19 protein-coding genes and 1 tRNA gene are annotated in these 21,996 nt (G+C 62.6%); 9 read left to right on the forward strand and 11 right to left on the reverse strand.

The features are described from left to right. Positions 1–2: 2 nt before the first annotated feature. From NATTI_RS0119780 to NATTI_RS0119790, 3 genes are all read right to left on the reverse strand, one after another. A complete protein-coding gene (locus tag NATTI_RS0119780; RefSeq protein ID WP_193787778.1) occupies positions 3–632 on the reverse strand; it encodes a hypothetical protein in 630 nt (209 codons plus the stop codon). Further along, the gene (locus tag NATTI_RS0119785; protein WP_006088124.1) at positions 629–1,291 is read right to left on the reverse strand and encodes a hypothetical protein; all 663 of its coding nucleotides are present in this window, start codon (positions 1,289–1,291) and stop codon (positions 629–631) included. The genes NATTI_RS0119780 and NATTI_RS0119785 overlap by 4 nt, the downstream gene beginning before the upstream one ends. A 115-nt stretch (positions 1,292–1,406) precedes the next feature. Then, positions 1,407–2,009, reverse strand: coding sequence for a metal-dependent hydrolase (locus NATTI_RS0119790; RefSeq protein WP_027119233.1), 603 nt, complete (start codon positions 2,007–2,009; stop codon positions 1,407–1,409). Positions 2,010–2,327: 318 nt separating this feature from the next. Between NATTI_RS0119790 and trkA the strand changes: the two genes are divergently transcribed. Next, on the forward strand, positions 2,328–3,662 hold the full coding sequence (trkA, locus tag NATTI_RS0119795) for a Trk system potassium transporter TrkA (protein ID WP_006088121.1): 1,335 nt from the start codon (positions 2,328–2,330) through the stop codon (positions 3,660–3,662). 172 nt (positions 3,663–3,834) lie between these two features. On the opposite strand, the gene NATTI_RS0119800 is transcribed toward trkA, so the two are convergent. The 3 genes from NATTI_RS0119800 to NATTI_RS0119810 all read right to left on the reverse strand — a co-directional run bounded on the left by NATTI_RS0119800 (position 3,835) and on the right by NATTI_RS0119810 (position 10,779). After that, a complete protein-coding gene (locus tag NATTI_RS0119800; protein ID WP_006088120.1) occupies positions 3,835–6,198 on the reverse strand; it encodes an amino acid permease in 2,364 nt (787 codons plus the stop codon). 324 nt (positions 6,199–6,522) lie between these two features. Then, positions 6,523–8,943, reverse strand: a complete 2,421-nt coding sequence (locus tag NATTI_RS0119805) for an efflux RND transporter permease subunit (protein ID WP_006088118.1) — start codon at positions 8,941–8,943, stop codon at positions 6,523–6,525. Between the two features lie 3 nt (positions 8,944–8,946). Next, entirely contained in the window at positions 8,947–10,779 is a 1,833-nt protein-coding gene (locus tag NATTI_RS0119810; RefSeq protein WP_006088117.1) for a COG1361 S-layer family protein, read from the reverse strand. Between the two features lie 144 nt (positions 10,780–10,923). On the opposite strand from NATTI_RS0119810, the gene NATTI_RS0119815 reads away from it, so the two are divergent. Then, positions 10,924–11,721 carry a TrmB family transcriptional regulator gene (locus NATTI_RS0119815; protein ID WP_006088114.1) on the forward strand — a complete coding sequence of 266 codons (798 nt, stop codon included), beginning with the start codon at positions 10,924–10,926 and terminating at the stop codon, positions 11,719–11,721. 94 nt (positions 11,722–11,815) lie between these two features. Here NATTI_RS0119815 and NATTI_RS0119820 read toward each other — a convergent pair whose 3' ends face one another. Then, positions 11,816–12,937: a DUF63 family protein gene (locus NATTI_RS0119820; protein WP_006088112.1), complete on the reverse strand. Its 1,122-nt coding sequence runs from the start codon at positions 12,935–12,937 to the stop codon at positions 11,816–11,818. A gap of 75 nt (positions 12,938–13,012) precedes the next feature. Continuing rightward, positions 13,013–13,825: an inositol monophosphatase family protein gene (locus NATTI_RS0119825; RefSeq protein ID WP_006088111.1), complete on the reverse strand. Its 813-nt coding sequence runs from the start codon at positions 13,823–13,825 to the stop codon at positions 13,013–13,015. A 168-nt stretch (positions 13,826–13,993) separates the two neighbouring features. Between NATTI_RS0119825 and NATTI_RS0119830 the strand changes: the two genes are divergently transcribed. Beyond that, complete coding sequence (locus NATTI_RS0119830; protein WP_027119235.1) at positions 13,994–15,349, forward strand: MFS transporter; 1,356 nt, start codon at positions 13,994–13,996, stop codon at positions 15,347–15,349. An 18-nt stretch (positions 15,350–15,367) separates the two neighbouring features. On the opposite strand, the gene NATTI_RS0119835 is transcribed toward NATTI_RS0119830, so the two are convergent. Beyond that, positions 15,368–16,396, reverse strand: coding sequence for a universal stress protein (locus NATTI_RS0119835; RefSeq protein ID WP_241434251.1), 1,029 nt, complete (start codon positions 16,394–16,396; stop codon positions 15,368–15,370). A gap of 353 nt (positions 16,397–16,749) precedes the next feature. After that, positions 16,750–16,832 (reverse strand) — tRNA-Leu (locus NATTI_RS0119840). Positions 16,833–16,964: 132 nt separating this feature from the next. On the opposite strand from NATTI_RS0119840, the gene NATTI_RS0119845 reads away from it, so the two are divergent. The 3 genes from NATTI_RS0119845 to NATTI_RS0119855 all read left to right on the forward strand — a co-directional run bounded on the left by NATTI_RS0119845 (position 16,965) and on the right by NATTI_RS0119855 (position 17,986). Continuing rightward, a complete protein-coding gene (locus NATTI_RS0119845) occupies positions 16,965–17,192 on the forward strand; it encodes a DUF5795 family protein (protein ID WP_006088106.1) in 228 nt (75 codons plus the stop codon). A 48-nt stretch (positions 17,193–17,240) separates the two neighbouring features. After that, positions 17,241–17,621: a DUF6176 family protein gene (locus tag NATTI_RS0119850; RefSeq protein ID WP_006088104.1), complete on the forward strand. Its 381-nt coding sequence runs from the start codon at positions 17,241–17,243 to the stop codon at positions 17,619–17,621. Positions 17,622–17,722: 101 nt separating this feature from the next. Then, positions 17,723–17,986 (forward strand): hypothetical protein, encoded by a 264-nt coding sequence (locus NATTI_RS0119855; RefSeq protein WP_241434250.1) that lies wholly within the window; start codon positions 17,723–17,725, stop codon positions 17,984–17,986. Between the two features lie 15 nt (positions 17,987–18,001). Here the strand turns inward: NATTI_RS0119855 and NATTI_RS0119860 are convergent, their stop codons facing one another. Continuing rightward, complete coding sequence (locus tag NATTI_RS0119860; RefSeq protein WP_006088100.1) at positions 18,002–18,880, reverse strand: UbiA family prenyltransferase; 879 nt, start codon at positions 18,878–18,880, stop codon at positions 18,002–18,004. 418 nt (positions 18,881–19,298) lie between these two features. Here NATTI_RS0119860 and sucC point away from each other — a divergent pair, with 418 nt between their 5' ends. The 3 genes from sucC (at position 19,299) to NATTI_RS0119880 (ending at position 21,938) form a co-directional block, all read left to right on the forward strand. Then, positions 19,299–20,453, forward strand: a complete 1,155-nt coding sequence (gene sucC / locus NATTI_RS0119870) for an ADP-forming succinate--CoA ligase subunit beta (RefSeq protein WP_006088099.1) — start codon at positions 19,299–19,301, stop codon at positions 20,451–20,453. Beyond that, positions 20,450–21,322 carry a succinate--CoA ligase subunit alpha gene (sucD, locus tag NATTI_RS0119875; protein ID WP_006088097.1) on the forward strand — a complete coding sequence of 291 codons (873 nt, stop codon included), beginning with the start codon at positions 20,450–20,452 and terminating at the stop codon, positions 21,320–21,322. Before sucC ends, sucD begins: the two co-directional genes overlap by 4 nt. Before the next feature lie 139 nt (positions 21,323–21,461). Beyond that, the gene (locus tag NATTI_RS0119880; RefSeq protein ID WP_006088095.1) at positions 21,462–21,938 is read left to right on the forward strand and encodes a hypothetical protein; all 477 of its coding nucleotides are present in this window, start codon (positions 21,462–21,464) and stop codon (positions 21,936–21,938) included. Positions 21,939–21,996: the final 58 nt, after the last annotated feature.

Genomic DNA, 21,996 nt, shown 5'->3' on the forward strand with positions numbered 1-21,996 from the left:
TACTACTCGTCGCCCAACAGGCTCTCTCGAACGCTCTCGGCGACTCCCGAGAGGTGAACCTGTCCGAAGGTCGCGACGAGGATCGCACCCACCGTGTTGAAAATCATGTCGCGAACGGTGTCGTCCAGGCCGTGCTGGGACAGCGGCATCGCGATGCCGGTCGACTCGGCGGCGAGATCGAGCCCGAACTCGAACAGCTCCCAGATCACCCCGAAGGCCATCACGACGATCAGGATGAACCCGAACGCGTACTGCCGCGGAATGTGGATTCGGTCGCTGTGAAGTTCGACGCCTCGAGCGAACGTGTACCCGATCCCGGCGACGAGCGACGCGGACATTGCGTGGGTCAGATGATCCCACCAGCCGATGGCGCCGTAGAGGCCGGCCGACCCCATCGTGTGTAAGAACACTGCGAGGGTGATCCAGAGCCCGAGCCACGGGTCGAGCGGCACGCCGTAGTTTTTCTCCAGCAGCGCCGGCACGAACGTGATGATCAGCGCGATAGACCCGTTCGTGATCGCCTTCGGCTGTGCGAAGAGCACGCCGTAGACGATGATTCCGAGCAACAACAGCTGCATCCCGCGAGTGAGACGACGCTGGGTTCGCAGGGATGGTCGAGGGAGCAGCGTCATCGACGAACCACCCGATAGAGGCGACGACGGAGGCTGCGACCGCGGCGTTTGAAGTAGGCGTCGAAGAGGATCCCTGCGGCGAGCCCGGCGAGGGTAACCCAGACGAACTCGATCATCAGCGACGCGTTCGCGGCGTCCTGGGACACTCCCGGCTCGATGAGAAACGAGGTGCCCAACAGGACGTCCAGACACCACCGGACGATGGCCCACGCAGCCGCGGACGCCAGCGTCGTCAGGACGACCAGCAGGACGGCGAACCAGTGGGTGAGCGTGAGTTTGGTGAACATGTGGAGTTCGACGGTGAGCAACAGCGCCATCGCCGCGACCGATAGATAGTAGCCGAACGTGCCGAGACTACCGCCGAACAGTCCGCGGATGAGGATCGGGAACAGCGCAACCACGAGCAGTTCCCACGGGAGCATCATTCGCCAGTCCCAGTAGGAGACCGGCGGGGTGAGGACGATTGCCGCCGTCGCGGCGGTGAACAGTATCCAGAGTCTGTCCGCATCCAGCACGCTCTCGACGAATACGAGGGTGAGAACGCCGACGAGCACCCAGGAGATGATCGCGTTGTACCGCCCGCTTCGGAACAGCCGTGCGAGCACGTCCTCCGGCTCGGTCTCGACGCTGGTTCGACGCTCGGTGCCGTCACGTTGCATAGCGTGGGTAGCGTGACTCGGACCTGATAAACCCTGTAGTCATCGGCGCAATCGTGTTACTCGGTCGATGCGTTCTGTCATCTCCCGTGCTTGGAACGCAGTCGAAAACGGACCGCTACGGACGGTATCGCTCGGGGACGTAGCGCTCCAGTCGGTCGGGGGCGTAGCCGAAGACGACTGGAGCGAGGGTCGCCAGTTGGCGACGGAGTCCGGCGTAGACGGCACCGACGACGAGCGCGGCGGCCACGACGATACGAAACGGATCGTCGAGTACGACGAGCAGCGGGACGCCGAGACTCGCCAGCAACAGGAAATCTTCGGGCGAGCCGTCGTACCGGATCCACCGTTTCGGCCGCCGCCAGCGACCTCGGACGTGGTCGTACACCGCACGCTCTGACGTTCCCTCCCACGGACGGAGCTCGAGTCCGCCTCCGTACCGGTCCAGCCGACAGTGCACGGTGGCACCGACGAGCACGGACGCGATACCGACGGTGGCGGTCGTCGGCGCCATCACTGCGACGGCGACCGCTGGCAGTGAGAGGATCGCGTAGCCCGTCGGATAATGAAGCGTCCGTCGGTGACCGGCGTACAGATCGAGGTCGGGAACGATACTCCCGACGAGGGCGCCCGCGAGCGCAACTGGCGCGATCTCGGGACGGAGAGCGACGAGCGGCGCCGCTACTGCCAGCCCGAGTACGGCGTGTGTTGGGAGCATCATCGTGATTCGGACCTCGTTTCCGAGTGACGGAAAGGTAACGACGCCATATGAGTACTTCTGCTGACGACGGATACTCGAGGCGAGTCGGCGCTTCCCCGGACTCACCTACGTACTGATCGCACGGTGGCGATCGGATACCATTGGCGGCATCCTCCTCGAGGTCGGCCGCGTCACAGCGCGAACGGAGCCGTACGCCAGCCACACCCAGTCTGCAACCGCTGTACGACAACGCCTCCGGTCTGACGCATTGGCGTAACGACTTTGATCTCGCCTCCAATATATCCAGAGAAGAATGTTCCCGCGGAGGAACGAGTGTCAATGTACGTACTGATCGTCGGCGCGGGGCAGGTCGGGAAGATGATCGCCTCGAATCTCGCCGACTCGCACGACGTCGCGGTGGTCGAACGCGATCCGGAGGTCGCCGAGGAGATTACCTACTCGTTCGACGTGCTCTCGGTGCAAGGCGACGGGACCGAACTCGAGACCCTCCGAGAGGCCGGTCTCGAGCGAGCGGATCTGATCGTCGCGTGTACCAACAGCGACGAGGCGAACATCGTCGTCTGTGGGACGGCCAAGAGCGTGAGCGATACGTTCACCATCGCCCGCGTCCGCCGTCGCACGCTGTTGAACACGTGGGAGGGATCGGAGGGCGCCTTCGGCGTCGACTTCATGGTCTGTACCGACCTGCTGGTCGCCCAGACGATCTTCCGGATCTCCGGCTTCCCGCAGGCCCAGGACGTCGAGATGTTCGCCGGCGGCCTCGTCAGGATGGCTGAGTTCGATATCAGTTCCGACAGCCCGCTCGTCGGCCAGCGCGTCGAGGAGGCGGATCAGCACGACTCGATGACGTTCGCCGGCGTCTTCCGTGGCGACGAGATGATCGTCGCCCGCGGGGAGACCGTCTTCTGTGCCGACGATCGGATCGTCGTCATCGGGAGTCCAAGTTCGGTCAAAGAGTTTGCGATGGCAACCGTCACGGACACGACCTCGAGTACGGACGACGTGGTCATCGTCGGCGGAAGCGAGATCGGCTTTCAGACCGCCCGGGAGTTCGAGGCCCACGGCTTCGAGCCACGGCTGGTCGAACGCGACCACGAGCGCGCCCGCGAGATCGCCGAGGCGCTCCCCAACACGTTCGTCATGGAGAGCGACGCGACCGATACGGAGTTTCTCGCCCGCGAGCACATCGACGAGGCCGACATCGTGATCGCCGCACTCGACAGCGACGAAAAGAACCTGCTGGTCTCCCTGCTGGCCCGCCGTGTCGGCGTCGACCGAACGGTCGCGATCATCGAGAACACCGAGTACGGCGACCTCTTCGAGACCGTCGGCATCGACGTCGCGATCAACCCCCGCGAGGAGACCGCCGAGGAGATCGTCCGCTTTACCCGGACGGATCAGACCGAGAAGATCGCGATGCTCGAGCACGACCGCGCCGAGGTCATCGAGGTCGAACTCGGGCCGGAAAGCGCGCTGACGGGCCGTCAGATCGCGGATTCGATGGCTGATCTCCCCGAGTGCGTCGTCATCGGGGCGATCTCGCGCGACGGCGAACTCATTACCCCGCGTGGGACGACGGTTCCGCGGGCGGGCGATCACGTCGTACTGTTCGTCGATGCGACGGTGCTCGACGAAGTCTCGTCGGTCTTGTAACGCGCGCCGACGCTCGACTCCGCCGACAGACCGCCGACGCGGCGTCGAGATCGAACGAAACGGCTCGTTTCGAATCGCTTCTCGAGATGCTTCGATCCAGTCGCCGCACTTTCTCGACGGGAATGAGACGCGTCTCGTCACGGACGAAGGGTGATAGAAGGACGGAACGCCGTCAGTCGTCGTCGGACCGACTGCCGAACAGCCGGTTCCACAGCGACCGTTCCGTCGGCCGTTCGGCTAGCAGAACCGAACACTCGACCTCGTTGACGACGCTGTAGGCCAGCGAACCGCCGATGAGCCGGGAGAGCAGTCCGCGCTCGGTCGCGCCGATGATGATCATCGTGTGATCGCGAGCAGCCGTCGCGATCGCACCCTCGACGTCGCCGGTGGTGTCGATACGGATCGTCGCGTCTTCGAGGCCGCGGTCGGCCGCCCACTCGGTCAGGAACGCTTCCCCGTCGTCCTTCTCGCCTTCGTTGACGACGTTCAACAGCGTGATCTCGGAGCCGAGCTGGTCGCGCATGTAGCGAGCCATCTCGGCGCTGAGATCGGAGTCCGGACCGCCGGCAGTCGGCACGAGCACGCGGTCGGGCTCGAGCCCTCGGTCGTTCAGGACGAGGAAGTCACACGGCAGATTGTGCGTGAGTTCGTCGAGCGGCCGTTCCGCGCGGCCGGCGGTCCACGGTCGGCCAGGACCCCAGCCCATGACGACGGTATCGGCGTTCTCGCGGCGAGCCACGTTGAACACCTCTTCGAACGAGCGGTGGGAGACGACCGTCCGGATGTCGACGGGAACGTCGAGCGTTTCCGTACTCTCGCGAACCTGGGTCATCAGCCGCTCGGATTCCTCGTCGATACGGCGCATGTGTTCGGAGCCCTCCTGCAGCGGCGTCTGGTCGGGCACTTCGACGATGTGGACCGCCTTGACCCTGCCGCCGTTGGCCTTTGCAACCACGCTCGCCAACGAGAGCAGTTGGGATTCAGTACGGGGATTCGACACCGGGACGACGACGGTATAATCGTCGTCTTTCGACGGTTTAGCGGCCTCCGCAGCGGTGACGGCGGCGTCCGGCATCTCCTCGGACCGCGAGAGAATGTAGTCGCTCAGGATGCCCTCGCGGTCAGTCTTGGTTCGCGCGTAGGCGAAGTACCAGGCAATCGCGAAGACGACGAAGACCACGCTGATCGCGGTCGCGAGCGGATCCATGAAGTAGATCAGCGCAAGCGAGAGAACGAAGCCGGCGATCGGCGTGAGCGGGTAGAACGGGACTTCGAAGTCGGGATCGTACTCCGGCGGGTTCGTCTCACGGAAGACGATCAACGAGGCGTTGATCAGCGCGTAGACGACCAGATGGAGGACGCTCGCCGCACTCGAGAGGATCTCGACGGTCTCCCCGAGAGCGATAATAAAGACGAGGATCATTCCTCCGGTGACGGCGATCGATCGATACGGCGTCGCGAACTTCGGGTGGATCTCGTTGAGTTTCGGCGTGACGATCTTGTCTCGGCCCATCGCGAAGTTGATCCGAGCCGAGGCGAGAATCGAGGCGTTCGCACTCGAGGCAGTCGCGAGCAGCGCCGCGAGGGTGATCGACGTCACGCCGACGCCGAGCAGCGGAATCTCGAAGCCGAAAACCGGTATCTGATAGTCGAAGACGATCTCGGCGGCGTAGGTCATCGGCGCATTCTCGACCGTCTCGAGGAAGAACTCCTCGTGCGGGATCAGTCCCATCAGGAGGCCGACGAGGATCGTATAGATGACCATCACGATCCCGACGCTGCCGATGATCGCGATGGGGAGGTTTCGACCGGGATTCTTGAGTTCCTCGCCGATGGTCGCGATCTTCGCGTAGCCCAGATAGGAGACGAAGACGAGCGCCGCACCCGGAAGAATCGCCCCCGCTCCTTCGGGCGTGTAGCTGCCGTCGGCGGTGACGGTTCCCCAGTCGAACGAGAAGAAGCCGACGATGGCAAACACCGTGAGAATGCCGAGCAAGAGTGTGACGATGGCGGTCTGGATGCCGCCGGTCTCTTTCGCGCCAATATAGTTGACGCCGACGAACACGATTCCCGCGATTACCGCCCCGATCTGAATGTCCGAGAGGACGAGCGGGCCGAGCACAATGGTCGGGAGGAGTGCGAACTCACCGAGTCCGGGAATCGGAACAACGACGCCGTCGAGCAGGTCGGCGAGGTAGCCGCCGAAGCCGATGGCGTAGAATGCACTTGCAAAGGCGAGGCCGATCCAATCGCCCATTCCAGAGATCGATCCGAACAGCGGCCCGAGTGCGCGGTTGATGTAGTAGTACGCCCCGCCGGCTTTCGGCATCGCCGTGCCGAGTTCGCTCACCGAGAAGGCGTTTATCATCGCGATCATCCCGCCAATGATAAACGAGATGACAACCGCCGGGCCGGCTTCCTGTGCGGCGATGCCGGGGAGGACAAAGATACCCGCACCGATCATCGTCCCGATCCCGATCGCGAGCGCAGAGACGAGTCCGAGGTCCTTCGCGAGTTCCTCGTCGCTTCCGGTCATCGGTCTCCCTTTGTTGCTCGTCTCACAGAATCACTGAGATTTGCAGTTGCTATTAGCAATCGTAGATAGTATCGAACAAACATGCTGGTTACCCCTCACCAATACTGTATCCGGAGGTAACCAAGACACGATATCGAGCACAAAGTTGCGCCTGCTTGGGTCTCTTTTCACACATAGTGGGCCAATATGGGACCTTCCGCTTAACTGGTTCGTTCGACGCCCAGCGGTTGTTCACGAACGATACGTCCTATTCCCTGGGAATTCAACGGTTTCCGGCCGATCGCAACGAAACAACCGTGTCGTCCGGCGCGCCAGTCGCCACCGCTAGCCGAGCAGTCGCTCCCAGAGTATCAGCGTCGCCGGCAGCACTGCGATCGCCATGAGATACGAGTAGAAGACGCTGATGACCATCAGGACCCCGAACTGGCCGAGCGCAGGCGTGATCGCCAGCACGAGTGACCCGGACCCGCCGAGTGTCGTGAGCATCGATCCGGTGAGTGCGCCGCCCGTTCCCTGAAGCGTAATCACGAGTGACTCGTAGCCGTCTTGGCACTCGTTGTACTCATCGATGAACCGATGCGTAACGTGGACCGAATAGGCGACACCGACACCGATCGTGATCGAGAGCACCGTCCCCGTCAGTGCGTTTAACGGAATATCGAGCAGCGGCATCGTTCCGCCGAGGAGGGCAACCGTGACGACGATGGGAATGAGGTTTGCGATACCCAACGACGCCCGTCCCTCGAGGAGATGGTAGAGAAACATCAGGAACAGTGCCGTGAGTACGAGAGCAATAGCGAGGCTCACCAGTGCAGATTCGAAGATCAACGTCGAAATCTCGTGGAAGACGACGATATCGCCCGTCGGTGTCGTATCGAGGCGATAGTCCGCCGCTAACTCTTCTGCATCCGCGGATATCTCCCCCTGAGTCGCATCGGACTCGACGGTGTAGATAACGCGCATACTGCGTTTGTCCTCGGTGATATACTCGAGGGCCGCCTCCCGAGAGTCCGACTCGAGCAATCGGTCGAGGACGTAGCCGACGTTGTGGTCCGGGACACCGTTGCCGCTGACGTCGTTCGCCGCGAGCACTCGAGCGAAGTCGGGGTCAGTCTCGGCGTGGTCGTGCATAACATCGACGACACTCTCGCTCTCCGCAGTCGCGCCGTCGGTGACGATCGTCGACGGCGGGTCCGTCCCGGCGCGGTGGACGGATTCCAGCGCGTGGTCTTCGGATAATGGCCCCTCGACGTAGATCGTCACTTCGTCGTCTGCGCCGCTCTCGAACGTCTCTTCGAGGAAGTTGAGTGATGCCGTGGTCGTGTACTCAGAGGGAGCCATTGGTCCGGGTGCGGCTTCGACGTAGGCTGGCAACTCCTCGGGCGGGAGGAAATCCTCCTCCTCGAACGTGGTATCGACGGTCGTCGCGTACGCTCCGGCACCCCCAGTTATCAGTAGTGCCGCAAGGAGGATCGCGACCGGACGACGATCACCCAGTTTGGCACCGGCAACGAGCACCCGGCCAAGTGCCGAATCCTCGGAGCCAAGGGGCTCCGTACTGAACGAGGGGAGGCCGTACGTTTGTCGAAGGCGATCGATTTCGACCTTTGCCGCCGGAAGGAAGATCCCGAACACGATGAACGTAAAGACGATTCCGACGCTGGCGACGAGCGCAAAGTCCTGAATCGGCTCGAGGTCGTTTGCCATGTTCGCCCCGAACCCGATGACGGTCGTTCCGGTGACAATGAAAAACGCGATGAGCAACTGCGCAGCGGCGACTCTCATCGACTCGTTGATCCCCGCTCCCGTAACGCGTTCCTCTCGATAGCGATTGACGGCGTGAATACCGAAGTCGATCCCGACCGCGAGCAACAACGGCGGGATCGCGATCATCATGAGCGTGAACGGAATGCCAGCATACCCAGTAAAACCGAACGTCCAGATGATAGATATGACGAGCGCGACCAGTCCGAGAACCAGATCGAAGGGGTCGCGATACGCCGTGATCAAAAAGACGAGAATCAACACGATAACGACGGGGACGATGATATCGAGGGAATCTTCGATGACGTTCTGAAACTCCGTATCGAGGATACCGCCACCGAACACGACGAACTCACCGTGCATCGACGCCGCAGCGTCCTGAATCCGGAACTGAACCTCGGACTCGTCGACATCGCCGTCATGGACGGCGATCGCAATCGTCGCCGAGGCGGCCGGCTCGTTCGCACTGAAGTCGTCGCTCAACGAAGCGGCAAACGATGGCTCGTCTCCCAGATCCCGAACCGTCTCCCGTACCGTCGCGTCGGAACTCCCCTCGAGCGTGCGAATCTGTTCGTCCCGAGTCGTCGCGGTCGGATCGATCGACCGGGCGACCGCTTCGGCGATGCTCGACGTTTCTTCCACTCGATACTCCTCGTGTGCCTCGAGATATTGCTGGAACTCGAGCATCCGCACCAGCGCGTCGCCAGTGAGGACGTTCTCGTCGCGCTGGATGACCTGTGTGGTCGGTTCGGTCTCGTCGAACGGCGGTTGGAACTCCTCTTCGATCGCTCCCTGTGCCTCGTAGGCCGGAACGCCCTGTGCGAAGATATCGACGCCTTCGTCCACCTCGATACTGGTGAGCCCGCCAGCGAACAACGCGGTCGTCAGTAAAAACACGAGGATGACCGCCCGAGAACGGTCGGTAATCCAGCCGTTGATGATCGCGATTGTCCGCCGAACGAACGCCGGTTCCGATCCCATCGGTCAGTGCTCGGTTTTGCCTTCCGATTGCGATTGTGCCGTCTCAGCATCATCGAACACCTCGTCGAACTCCATGACATCCGCTCCGTCGTCGGAGAACGGATCGGGACCGTGCTCGTCGTCGGGGCCCGTCGCCGTTGAACGCTGATCTGGATCTTCGTGCGTATCGGTCTCGCGGTTACGCACGGTAGCGAGCGAGGACGGTAGCGACAGTTCGGAGAGTCGTTTGAGCACCGGCACGCCCTCGAGTCGCTCGGCCAGTGCGTCCCGGAAGCGCCACGCGACGACGGCGATCACGCCGACCGAGCCGAACAGCACGGCGAGAGTCGTTGCGGAGATGATCCCGCTCTCGTCCTGCTCGACCTCGATCGGAATCCGGTAGGTGTCGGTTAGCTGTGAGTTCGATCGGTCGTCGTCGTACCGGAAGTCCATTCGGAGCGGGTACGTCTGTACAGCGGCGTCGTCGTCAACGGAGACATCGAATACCATCGACGCGGACTCGCCGGGTTCAAGGACCGGGACGAACCCCTCGTCGTCGCCGCTATCGAGCGGGGCGTTGGTAAACGGCTTCGCTTCGATGTCGGTCAGGGTCTCGTCTTTCTCGTTGGTGATGACGAGTTCGATCTCGTTGCGTTCACCGGGTTCGAACGTTGTCTCGACCGGTTCGATGTCGAACTCGTCGCGCGCGGGTTCGACATCGAGCGTGATGTCGAGCGGGTCCCCGATCATCTGAATATCGCCGTGGGCGTTTCGATACCGCACGTCGACTTCCATCATGCGCGGCCCTGGCTCCGCCTCACTGCCGACGCCGATACGGAAATCGAACGGCGTCGACTCGCCGGGCTTGAGCGAGCCAACGGCGTATTGGGTTTCCCTCGGATAGACATTCGAGCCGGATCCGATCCCGTCGCCGACCGTCGGAATGAATTGGTCGTCACCGTCGTCGACGACGAGTACTACTCCGTCGACTGGATGCGGCCCCTCGTTGTAGAGTTCGCCTTCGACAGTGCCGTCTTCGCCGACATAGAGGGAACTCGTGACGTTTTCCGAGCTGAACGTCTGTTCGTGAGACGCCGGAACGCCAACGCGGATCGACCGGGCGGTCCGGTCGGTTCCGTTTTCGTCCTGGAACTGGACCCGTACTGACACCGGATACGTGCGTGCGAGGGCATCGTCGTCGACTTCCATCGCCGCTTTGACAGTCACCGTCTCGTTGATACCCCAGTCTCCGACGTACTCCTCGCTGCCCGCCGTCTGGAGTTCCGACTCCTCGACCGTCGGATCGATCGTACGGACGTTCTGATCGGGCGAAGAGAACTGGACGACCGCGTTGCTCGCGTTTTCGACACCGGTGTTCGTCAGGTCGAATTCCACCGTCCCCCGCTCGCCGACGACGAGGTCGGAGGAGACCGTCTCGGCGTCGAACCGAGCCTGATCCTCGACGACGACTTCGATCGTCTCGGTCTCGGTGGCCGATCGCTCGCTCCCGCCGGATTCCGTGTAGGTGTACTCGATTTCCACGTCGACATCGTAGCTCCCGGCCTGGGCATCCTCGTCGACGGCGACGGTGAACGTCTCCGAAAACATCGACTGCGCCGACATCGTCCGCATCGGCGTCTCGTTTGATTTGACGTTGACCGGCCCATCACCGCCGTCGAGAGTCACAGTCACGTCCCGAGCCTCGGTCGTCGGCGTCTCACCCACATCGTTGCCACCTTCCTCGGCTGACGCACCGTTGCGAATCTCGAGTTCGAGCGTCGTTTCTTCGCCCGGTTCGACGATATTCTCCGGGATATATACGTCAAAATCTGGTGTACTAGAGGCTGAAACGACCATTGGAGAGCTCGCAAGCACCAGGAGTGCAATTGAAACCGCAACGAGGTTGTTTCTTCTCATTGAGTAGGCGTTTTCTGCAGCACATATATCAACCTTCCTGTTACAAACCACAAGATTGTTGTTTCATACTCCGGAACGACGTGTATGGACGACGATCATGCCGAGTTACTCACGGAACTCGGTCTCTCGAGTTACGAAGCCAAGGCCTACGTCGTACTCGCACAGTACGGGTCGATGACTGCAGACGACGTTGCTGAAGAATCAGACGTCCCACGTGGCCGCGTCTACGACGTTCTGAACTCGCTTGTCGACCGTGAACTCGCCAGGGCGGACGATGGCAGACCGCGTACCTACGTCTACGTCGAACCCGACGAGGCCGTCGAGCAACTTCTCGACAAACGCATCGACGAACTCGAGACACAGCGATCGGCGTACGAACAGACAGCAGCGACCGCAGCGGATGCGCTGGCGGCGATCACCGACGGCGAACAATCCGGCGGGTTCGCGACGAGTGCAGTTCACGAAGACGCGGCACGGAAACTCCTCCTCGAGCGGTTCGCTGCTACGGACGAAACGATCAGGATCGCTGCAAACACCGTCGACATGAGTCCGGAGTTCAAAACCGAGTTCGCGAATCGGCTGCGGGAGTTACTCGATGTCGGAGTCTCCGTGCGTCTGCTCGGCGTTGACTTCGATCACGCAGCCGATCGAATTAGCAGTCTTGTCGACGCCGGAATGGCCGTTCGAAAGACGGACCACGTTCCACACCAGCGGTTCATCATCCTCGACGATGACGAAGTCTGCCTCGAAGTTGTGAATCCAATGTCTGGAGAAGAACTCCTCGCGGTCGTCAACTTTCGGGACGACGAAACGGCACGTACGCTCGGGGAAAACTTCGACGAACTCTGGGAACAGGGAACACCCTGGAGTCTCGAGGAATAGCGAGTCGTCGTTTTTGTGCCTGTGTCTTTCTCCTTCGTTTTCAGTTCGCCGTGAACGCCGGCAAAATGGGCTGCCGGCGGCAAATGTGTCGGTCTCAGACGCCGAACGTCGCCCGAAGCATGTCGCGGGTGCCGGGCCCGAGGCCGACGGCGACGACGGTGATCATCATCAGGATAGCAAACCGCGGGCTCTCTTCGAAGATCTCCTCGTTGAAGATCCAGATGATGAAGACCGGCGCGGCGAGTTTCAGGAGCGCGAACGGCCAGGCTTCGCCGATGACTTCCGTGACGCCCGCCGGGACGACCGATCCAGTGTAGGTGACGATGGCCTCGTTGACCGGGTGTTTCGGGCTGTAGCCGAGCCCCCAGACGTGCGACCAGTCGAGCATCAACTGATTGGCGAAGCCATCGACGGCGTGGGCCCAGATGACCACGATGCCCATGGTTCCGGTCCCCGCGTTCAACCCGGGTGCGAAGCGCTGAATTCCCCACCAGACGAGCGCCGTCGAGACGGTCGCCGCCGTAAGGACGATCGCGGGGATCGACGGGTAGAACGACGCGTACTCCGTCGTCGCGGCGAGATACCCGAGCCAGCCGACGGTTACGGCGAGCACTACCGCACCGACACCGAACAGCGGATACTCATAGCCCGAGACGTGGTCGTTTCGCTCGAGCCAGACGGAGCCGACTACGGCGATGAACGCGATGAGGGCGACGGTAAAGTAGATCAGCGGACTGATCAGGAAACCCGACCACGGCAGTTGGATGGCGAGTTCACCCGTCTCGCGGTAGGCGGCGACGTTTGCGTCCTCGACCGTGCGAAGCGCCCCACCGAACAGCATGAACGGGAACAGGGCGAAAAAGCCCGCGCGGTAACGGTCGATATCGAGGCGACGAATCGCGAACAGGATCCCGATCGCCATCAGGATCAGCGTCGGGATGTAGCCGGCGTAGGAAACAACGGTGTAGCCGGGCGAGGCGAACGGCCCGTCGTCGGGACCGGCCTCGTTCGCGTTGATTTGTTCGCCGCCGGCCCAGGCGACCTCGCCCCAGCCGTGGGCGTCGGCGACCATCGGTCCCCAGTAGTACTGCCAGATGAAGTCGACGTACACCCGCTGGGGGAAGAGGAGGGCAGCGATGGCGACACCGCCAAAGATGAGGACGACGGCCGCGGCCCAGACTTTCTCGGCCCCGTACCGTTCGATATACTCGTCCATGATCGATATCCGTGGGGGCGAGCGCTTACCGTTTCCGATTTCCTGCAGATTCTGACGGTCGGCCGTCGGTGACCGTCACGTCGTCACACCGTCGATCTCGAGCGCTGCAGCCCGGAGTTCGTCGTGAATCCCCCCGTTCGAGGCCACCAGCCCCTGACTGTCGTGTCGCCAGCGGTTCCCCTCGAGATCGGTGACGGTCCCCCCGGCCTCGCGAATCAAGTGGACGCCCGCGACGGTGTCCCACGAGTTGGCCTGCAGGTTGGTCATCGTCCCCTCGAGCGTTCCCGCGGCGACCATCGCGAGCTCGAGTTGGGCGCAGCCGAACCGGCGCATGTCGCCGAACCGCTCGACGATCGCGCGGGTCGCCGCGGCGTACTGGTCGCGCTGGTCGTAGTCCCACCAGAAGGTCGGACAGACGGTCGCTGCCTCGGGATCGCTCACGTCGCTGACTGAGAGCGGGCCGTCGTTGCGGGCCGCCTCGTTGGGACCGGACCGGTACGTATCCGAGAGCGCGGGACAGACGACCGCCGCCCCGACCGGCTCGCCGTCGCGGACGGCGGCGACAGCCGTCGCGAACGCGCGGTTCTCGTTAACGTAGTTGTTCGTCCCGTCGATGGGGTCGACGATCCAGGCCGGGCCGTCTTCGGGGACGGCTTTCAGCGCGTCCTCCTCCTCGCCGACGACCGGGTCCGTCGGGAACTCGCCCTCGAGAACCTCGATCACTCGCTGCTGGGCGTCTCGGTCGACCTGCGTGACGACGTCGGTCTTCCCGTCCTTGCGTTCGATCTCGAGATCGGTTCGAAACGACTTCGCGGCGACGCCAGCGCCGGCAGTAGCCGCACTGAGGGCAACGCTCGCTCGACGAGCGTCCTGTTCGCGTTCGTTCATTATCGACCGTCTGTCGGGCTGATTGAAAAGCGGTCGCAATTCGGCACGCCGGTACCGGCGGGCGGCGTCGATGGGTGTCGGATTTCTGTCGTGAGCACGGGTACGCGTCCGGCAGAATACGGGGTTTCGTTTCGAAACAGTCTTTTCACGGCTGGCGAAACGTCCGCCGTGAACGAGGATCGCCTACAGTTCTGGTCGCTCTATCTCACACGGTTCTCTGAGGGGTTCGGCTTCATCACGCTGATCACGCTGTTGCCGTACTACATCAACGCGCTCGATCCGACCGGCACGACGGTTCTCGGACTGACGATCAGCGCGGGGCTGATCGTCGGCCTGTACACCACCGGATTCACCTTCGCGCAGACGGTCGCCATCGTGCCGCTCGCGTGGGCCGGCGACCGATTCGACAAACGCCTCGTCCTGCTCCTCGTCCTCGGGATCGGCATCTTCGTCTACGGCCTGTTTCCGATCGTCGACTCGAGTGCGTCGTTCATCGCGATTCGGGCGCTGCAGGGAATCGCCGTCACCGGTGCTGGACTGATGACGCTCTCGCTCGTCGGCCAACTCGCGGACGGCGGCACGCGAGCGAATTACATCGGGAAGGCAAACGCCGCGAGTTTCGCCGCGTCGATCGTCGGCAGCCTCAGCGCGGGGACGCTCTACGAGGCGTTCGGCTTCGGCCCTATTTTCGCGATCATCGTCTGTATCATGTTCGCCGCGTGGCTCGGCACGTTTCGGTACCTCGAGACGGACGAGACCCGCGTCCACGGCTTTCCGTTCACCGACCTCGCGCTCAACCGGAAGCTCATCACGCTCTCGACGTTCCGGGTCCAGTACGCGTTTTCGGTCACCCTCGTTCGAACGTGGATCCCGATCTACGCCGGCGTCGCGGCCGCACAGGGTGGGCTGGCCTACGGCGGGCTCGCCGTTTCGCTCACCGTCGTCGCCGAGAAGTTTACCAACATGTGCTGTCAGCCCTTCACGGGACGGCTCTCGGACGGCTACGGCCGAGCCATGTTCGTCTTCGCCGGCGGCGCGGCGTACGGGCTGGTCGCGCTGCTCGTGCCCTTTTCCCCGGCGATTGGTTCGGCACTCGGACTGTCTTCGGAGATCGTCGTCGGCGTTCCAGCGATCCTCGCCGGTGCAACGCTTCCCGCATTCCTGCCGCTCGAGTCGATCCCCGCTCAGTTCACGCTGTTCAGTGGCGTTTCCGCGGCGTTTTTGCCGCTGGTCGCCATCGCCGGTCTGTTGGGCATCGCCGACAGCTTCCGCGAACCCGCGAGCATGGCTTTGTTCGCTGACGAAGGTACCGACGAGGGCGGTGTGGCCTCGAGTTTCGGCATCCGGGAACTCGTCTGGCGGCCGGGCAGCGTCATCGCGCCGTTGCTGGGCGGCTGGCTCATGTACGAGGTGAGCATGGCGTCCGTGTTCTACGTCGGCGGCGCGTTCGCGCTGACCGGCGTCACGACGTTCCTCGTGATCCTCGTCTGGGCCCACGGGCGGCGGGCGCTTCTCGAGTGGTGAACGGACACCGACGAGGCCCTACTCCGTCCGGAGGAACCGGTCGTCGTGGTCGGGTTCGTCCTCCCGGAGGAAAAACAGCGCGAGCGAGCGGGCCGGCGCGTCGGCGAACCGATTCGACACCGTTCGAAGTTCGTCATCCCAGCCGATCTCGCCCTCTCGAACTGCGAGCGTCACGATCAGCTCTTCGGGGGTCGTCTCGGTTTCGAGCGACGACTGGAGGTCGCGCCACGACGCGACCGAGGAAAATTCGGCGGGGATATCGATCTCGACGAGATCGAAGAGCGTCCGGTACTGCTGGACGTTCTGCTCGAAGACGGAGACGGAGATACCCGCCTCGAGAACGCTCGCCAACTGTTTGACGTTGTAGATCGCCTCGTAGAACCCCTCGTGGTGATCCGTCTGCCGGGGAACCACGACGTGCACCCGATCTATCTCGGCGAGTGAGTCATCGATCTGTGCCAGATAGACCGGGAGGTCCGTCCGAGAGAGGACTCGATCGATTGTCCGTCCATCCGACGCGTCGAGGACGGGGCGCGTTCCGTCCCAGTCCATCACGAGCAGATCGGCGTCGGTCTCGTGGGCCGTCCGGACGATCGATTCAGCGACGTCGTCGTCTCGACTCGTCCCGGTCTGCACGGCGGTCGTTCTGTCGCGACCCACTTCGGCGAGTCCGTCGTGAAACGCAGTGATTTCGTCGGCAGCAGTCCCATCGTTCGGCTCGTCCCGCGTATCGGAGCAAACGGTAAAGAGGTGGATCGGCTCATCGCCGTACCGGTGTTTGATCGAGCACGCGAGATCGAACAGACGATCCGAGTTCGCCTGATCGACGGTAACCGGAAGGAGAATTCGGGGATCGATCGCTCTCGCGTCGTCGACGTCCTCGGTATCGAAGAGGGATAGCTGGGGCGACGGCGGGCTGAATCCCTCCTCTCGAGTCTCGTCCGCCGACGTTGCCGACCGGCGTCGCTTGATTCCGACTCCCGCCAACGCCAGGAGCACTCCGGCCACGAGCACGCTCGAGACGACGATCAGCGTGATGGTCGTCATCTCACCGTACCCGACGCTGGTGACTGCGGGTCGCAGTATCGGATCGCTGTACGCCACCCTGGACCGACGTGTCCGAGACTCGTGAGTCTCTCACTGATCGATAACACCTGTTCGACACTGTCTGCTTGACGACTATAACTGTGCCCATATACAGCCATCCCCACTCGAAAAGACCACTTCGCTGTTTATTTCCCAATTGAAACTACACTCGAACAGTTATTCGCCACACTTAGCCACATCCAGTCATCAGAGAGACGATTTCGACTGAGTAGCGACGGCGTTCCTCGAGAGCGCCAACCGTTCCGCAGAAGTTTGCGAGGGCAAGACGCTCCGTCTTGCCGCACTATTGATAGTGCGAGGGGAGGGAATCGAACCCACGAACCCCTACGGGAGCGGATCTTGAGTCCGCCGCCGTTGGCCGCTTGGCTACCCTCGCACGCAGTTGTTGCTTTCGTCCTCATGGGGTTAAATCGTCCGATTCTCACTCCGATCGCGGAGGCCGGGAGGAGCCACTGTACTCGAGCGGACCTGAAAACGCTTAGGGCGATCGCGCCCGGAAACGAAAGATATGAGCGAAAATCGCGTCGTTCAGGGACGGATGGTCACGGGAAGAAAACTCGCAGAGCTAATCGAGGACGATTCGGTCATGGAGGCCGAGCCGATCGAGGACGCCGACAGGGAGTGTCCCGACTGCGGCGGAGGCGTCCTGAAAGTCGGCTACATGCCCTCGGTGACGGAGTTCATCACGGGCTGGAAGTGCCAGGACTGTGACTGGAGCGAGACGGATCGGGACTGAGGCTCGAGCCCCATAGCTGTTATACCGTTGACTGAATTGCAGCAGTGTATGGCCGATGTCGTGCTGCTGAAACAGCGTGTCGAACCGGGAAAGACGGATCAACTCCGCGAGTGGATGGCAGAGCTCCGGTCGCGTCGAGACGAAGCCGTCGAAACCCTCCAGCACGAAGGGCTGTACACGGAGGCCAGCTTCGTCGAATCGAGGGCGGACGGAACGTTCCTCCTGACGTTTCTGGAGGCCGAAGATATCGACCGCGCGTTCGAAGCGTACGAATCGTCCACCCACGAACTCGATCGAGAGCACCGGGAGGTACTGGACGAAGTGCTCGCAGACGTCCAACCGGAGCGGAATATCGAAGTGCTCGCAGAAGTCCAACCGGAGCGGAATATCGAACTGCTATACCAGGTGACAAATCCCGAGCGACCGTAATCCCTCGCCACCGACTTGGAGCCGACTGCTCGAGCACTGTCTCCACCGTTCGCTCGAGCGCACCCGAATCTTCTGCCGATCGCGAGGCAGTACCGATTAGTATGCCGTCATCGTCTGGTACGGCACGAGCGATGGACATCGGCGAGTATCGTGTCTACCTCCGGAATCGAGTCCTGTTACTCGCCTGTCTCGCCGTCGCGCTCGGCGCAGCCAGATGGAGCGGGCTGCTCGAGCCGTCTTCGTTCTCCGGGATGGAAGGTCGGGCGTACGTTCTCCAAATCCTCGCAGTCGTGATAACCGTCAGCTGGGTTATCATCGCCGTGATCGGTCTGATCGGAGTGGTGAGATGGGGGCGAACGACATAGCGACACTCATCTGGCTCAGAGCACGCCGAGCCACTCGACGAGCACGACGACGACGACCGCGAGAAACACGTGCTCGCCGTCGACGACGAAGCCGTAGTACAGCGGGCCGCGGTCGGGCGTGGCGAACGGAATGTAGCCCGCGACGTAGCCGTTCATCGCGAGCAGCGCGAGGAATTCGAGCGAGAGGTCCGTCCCGAAGACGAGTCCGACGACGACTGCGGCTACGACGACGTTTGCGATCTGCGAGTAGCGCCGCGTCGCGGCCGTTCCGAGCGTGTTTGGAACGGTCGCGATTCCTTCCTCGCGATCGCCCGGAATGTCCTTGACGTCGAAGATCACCGCCGCGATGGTAATCATCGCGATTACGTAGCCCGCAACGGCAAGGATCTCGAGCGTCCAGAGCTGTTCGTAGTAGTAGCCGACGCCGAGCGGAATCAGTCCCCAGGCGAACCCGACGAAGACGTTCTTGACGAGGAAGACCCGTTTGATCCCCCCGACCGAGTAGAGGAGCGCGACGACGAGCGGGAGCAGCAGGTAGATCGCTCCCGGCAGCCCCTCCAGCACGGCGATTGCGATAGCGATGACGTAACAGCCGACGCCGAGCGTGAGGAGGATCGTTCCGTAGCGTTTCGTAAACGAGGCCCGGTCCGGAACGTTGGCCTCGTCTTCCTCGAGGTCGGTGAATCGATTGACGGTGTAAACGAACAGCGTGGCCGCGAAGACGATGAAGAGCGGCAACGCCTCGAGCGGGAGATCCGCGAGCAGGACTGTCGTAACGACGACGCTCATCGTAGCCAGCGAAATAAAGAGATTGCTGTGGACCAACAGCCGGAGTGTCCGCTGAAGCGACGCGACCCACCGCCGTCCGCCGTGGGACGCAGTCGGGATGGTCACGTCAGTTCGGCCTCCAGCGTGGTGACGGTGACGAGCATAGTTCGAGCGAGCGCCGTCCGGCCGCCGACCAGTTCGCGTCGATCTCCGGTCGTACCGCGGCCACTCCCTGTAGGGATGAGTTGCGGCCGACCGGAAACAAACGCTTCGGTCACCCCGAGTGCGGTCGTCGGGACCGAGTCGCGAGACGTGGGATGACGGGATAGGTGGACAATCCCACACCGATGGCATCGAAAACAGCTCGAGTTCGAACGTGTGAACGTATTTCACCACACTGTAGTGGAAAATACACACAGGGGTCGTCGACGAGAGAACGGTGTACTCACAGCCTCAGGATGAAGTTGATGAGCGTCGATAGATGCCGGTCGCGAGTGGAAACTAACAGGATTTAAGCAAGGTCGGAACGGCCGTTTGAATGGCTATGAAACTACACGAGTATCAGGCGAAGCAAGTCTTCGCCGACGCTGGAATTCCGACGCCAGCGTCTCAACTCGCCTCCGACGTCGACGGCGCTGTTGCCGCGGCCGAGGAGATCGGGTATCCAGTCGCGATCAAGGCACAGGTACAGGTCGGTGGCCGCGGGAAGGCCGGCGGGATCAAACTCGTCGACGACGAGGACGAAGCGCGACAGGCGGCCGACGAGATTCTGGGGATGGATCTCAAGGGCTACCATGTCGGCAGCGTCCTCGTCGAGGGCGCGGTCGATTTCACCAACGAACTCTACGTCGGAATCACGATGGACCGCGGCGAGGGCAAACCCGTCGCGATGGTCTCGACCAAAGGTGGCGTCGACATCGAGCAGGTCGCCGAGGAAGACCCCGACGCCATCGCGCGCGAACACATCGACCCCGCCTTCGGGATGCACCCCTACCAGGCCCGCAAGGCAGTCTACGACGCCGGCGTCGATCAGGCGATCGCCCGAGACGTTTCGAGCGTCCTCACCACGCTCTACCAGCTCTGGGACGACCGCGACGGCGCAGACGCCGAGATCAACCCGCTGATGGTTACCGCAGACGACGAGGTCATCGCGGCCGACGCCGTGATGAACATCGACGAAGACGCGCTCTTCCGTCAGCCCGAACTCGCCGAGATGGAGGCAGAAGCCGCAAGCACCGGCGACGAACTCGAGCAGAAAGCCGACGAATACGGCTTCGACTACGTCCGTCTCGAGGGCAACGTCGGGATCATCGGCAACGGTGCCGGACTCGTCATGACCACGCTCGACCTCGTCGACCACTACGGCGGCGAGCCGGCGAACTTCTTGGACGTCGGCGGTGGCGCGAAGGCGGCCCGCATTGCGAACGCCCTCGATATGGTGTTCTCCGACGACAACGTCGACAGCGTCGTCTTCAACATCTTCGGCGGCATCACCCGCGGCGACGAGGTCGCCAAGGGGATCAACGAAGCGCTCGAGCAGTTCGACGAGATTCCGAAGCCGGTCGTCGTCCGCCTGGCAGGGACGAACTGGGAGGAGGGCATGGAGATTTTGAACGAGGACCTCGTGACGGTCGAACAGACCCTCGAGTCCGCGGTACAGCGTGCTGTCGAGTACGCTGGGGAGGTGAACGACCAATGAGTGTACTAGTCGACGACGACACGCGCGTCGTGGTACAGGGCATCACCGGCGGGGAAGGGAAATTCCACGCCGAACAGATGATGGAGTACGGTACGAACGTCGTCGCGGGCGCGGTTCCGGGCAAGGGCGGTCAGGAGGCCGCCGGCGTTCCCGTCTACGACACGGTCCACGAGGCCGTCGAGGAGGAGAACGCCGACACCTCGGTCATCTTCGTCCCGCCGGCGTTTGCCGGCGACGCCGTCTTCGAGTCGCTCGACTCGGATCTCGACCTCGCGGTCGCCATCACCGAGGGTATTCCGACCCAGGACATGGCTCGAGTCAACAAGCGACTCTCCGAGACTGACACCCGTCTCATCGGTCCAAACTGTCCGGGTCTCATCACGCCCGGCGAGGCCAAACTCGGCATTCTCCCCGGCAACATCTTCTCGGAGGGGAACGTTGGGCTGGTCTCTCGGTCAGGGACGCTGACCTACCAGGTCGTCGACAACCTGACCAACCGCGGCATCGGTCAGACCACCGCGATCGGTATCGGCGGCGACCCGATCATCGGCACGGACTTCGTCGACGCCCTCGAACTGTTCGAGGACGACCCCGACACCGACGCCATCGTCATGTGCGGTGAGATCGGCGGCGAAGACGAGGAGGAGGCCGCTGCGTTCATCGACGACTACGTCGACACGCCGGTCGCCGGCTTCATCGCCGGTCGTACCGCGCCGCCGGGCAAGCGGATGGGCCACGCCGGTGCGATCGTTTCCGGCTCCGGAACCGGCACCGCAGAGAGCAAGATCAACGCGCTCAACGACGCCGGCGTCCCCGTCGGCGACACTCCCGAAGAGGTCGCCGACCACATCGAAGGCTTCCTCGGGTAACCTCGAGTCGGGACATCCACCGCTCTCGTTTTCTTGGCGGCGAGTCGGTTTCGGTGCGAAGATTCAGGTGGAAAACGGGGCCTATCGCTTCGTGACGATCGTGCGAACGTTTGTTATGCTCTAGGGATACTAGTCGACTATGCCCGAAACCGACGACGACGATGCTTCGACAGCCGAAGCCTCGGACGGCGTCGATTCGAACGACGGTCTCGTCCCGGCGACCGTCGAGGACGCCAGCGGGTACGGACTGTCGCTTACGCTAGTCGGTGGCGTGTTGCTCGCACTGGCGTACTACGGCTATCTGGCAGTCACCGGCCCGCAGACGCTCGGACAGGCAGTTCCGGAGCCGTTCTACCTGCTCGTCTTCGCGCTCCTGTTCGTCCTCGAGTTGTTCCAGAGTCGCGAGCGCGGAGCGATGGCGGTGGTTCGAGCGATCGCCCTGGCGCTGTTCTACGGCGGGCTCACCGCGTTCGCGATCGAAGGCGGTCTCTACCTCTGGACCACTCCCGAAGCGGCGCTCGACGGCTTCGCCGGCGTCACCGTGTTGGCGGTGTCGTTGATCGTCGCCGCGCTGGCGTACTTTTGCTACCTCGCCGTGATCGAATCGGGACGGTAACGTCGTCTCTATCCCCACCGTCGACCAGCCAGTGCCCGCACCGCGATAATGATCGCTC

The sequence above is a fragment of the Natronorubrum tibetense GA33 genome (genome assembly GCF_000383975.1).
Taxonomy (GTDB): domain Archaea; phylum Halobacteriota; class Halobacteria; order Halobacteriales; family Natrialbaceae; genus Natronorubrum; species Natronorubrum tibetense.

Excerpts from the sequence above, each read along its gene's own strand:
- NATTI_RS0119780 (WP_193787778.1), bottom strand. The coding sequence starts at position 632 with ATGACGCTGCTCCCTCGACCATCCCTGCGAACCCAGCGTCGTCTCACT.
- NATTI_RS0119785 (WP_006088124.1), bottom strand. The coding sequence starts at position 1,291 with ATGCAACGTGACGGCACCGAGCGTCGAACCAGCGTCGAGACCGAGCCG.
- NATTI_RS0119790 (WP_027119233.1), bottom strand. The coding sequence starts at position 2,009 with ATGATGCTCCCAACACACGCCGTACTCGGGCTGGCAGTAGCGGCGCCG.
- trkA (WP_006088121.1), top strand. The coding sequence starts at position 2,328 with ATGTACGTACTGATCGTCGGCGCGGGGCAGGTCGGGAAGATGATCGCC.
- NATTI_RS0119800 (WP_006088120.1), bottom strand. The coding sequence starts at position 6,198 with ATGACCGGAAGCGACGAGGAACTCGCGAAGGACCTCGGACTCGTCTCT.
- NATTI_RS0119805 (WP_006088118.1), bottom strand. The coding sequence starts at position 8,943 with ATGGGATCGGAACCGGCGTTCGTTCGGCGGACAATCGCGATCATCAAC.
- NATTI_RS0119810 (WP_006088117.1), bottom strand. The coding sequence starts at position 10,779 with ATGGTCGTTTCAGCCTCTAGTACACCAGATTTTGACGTATATATCCCG.
- NATTI_RS0119815 (WP_006088114.1), top strand. The coding sequence starts at position 10,924 with ATGGACGACGATCATGCCGAGTTACTCACGGAACTCGGTCTCTCGAGT.
- NATTI_RS0119820 (WP_006088112.1), bottom strand. The coding sequence starts at position 12,937 with ATGGACGAGTATATCGAACGGTACGGGGCCGAGAAAGTCTGGGCCGCG.
- NATTI_RS0119825 (WP_006088111.1), bottom strand. The coding sequence starts at position 13,825 with ATGAACGAACGCGAACAGGACGCTCGTCGAGCGAGCGTTGCCCTCAGT.
- NATTI_RS0119835 (WP_241434251.1), bottom strand. The coding sequence starts at position 16,396 with ATGACGACCATCACGCTGATCGTCGTCTCGAGCGTGCTCGTGGCCGGA.
- NATTI_RS0119845 (WP_006088106.1), top strand. The coding sequence starts at position 16,965 with ATGAGCGAAAATCGCGTCGTTCAGGGACGGATGGTCACGGGAAGAAAA.
- NATTI_RS0119850 (WP_006088104.1), top strand. The coding sequence starts at position 17,241 with ATGGCCGATGTCGTGCTGCTGAAACAGCGTGTCGAACCGGGAAAGACG.
- NATTI_RS0119855 (WP_241434250.1), top strand. The coding sequence starts at position 17,723 with ATGCCGTCATCGTCTGGTACGGCACGAGCGATGGACATCGGCGAGTAT.
- sucC (WP_006088099.1), top strand. The coding sequence starts at position 19,299 with ATGAAACTACACGAGTATCAGGCGAAGCAAGTCTTCGCCGACGCTGGA.
- sucD (WP_006088097.1), top strand. The coding sequence starts at position 20,450 with ATGAGTGTACTAGTCGACGACGACACGCGCGTCGTGGTACAGGGCATC.
- NATTI_RS0119880 (WP_006088095.1), top strand. The coding sequence starts at position 21,462 with ATGCCCGAAACCGACGACGACGATGCTTCGACAGCCGAAGCCTCGGAC.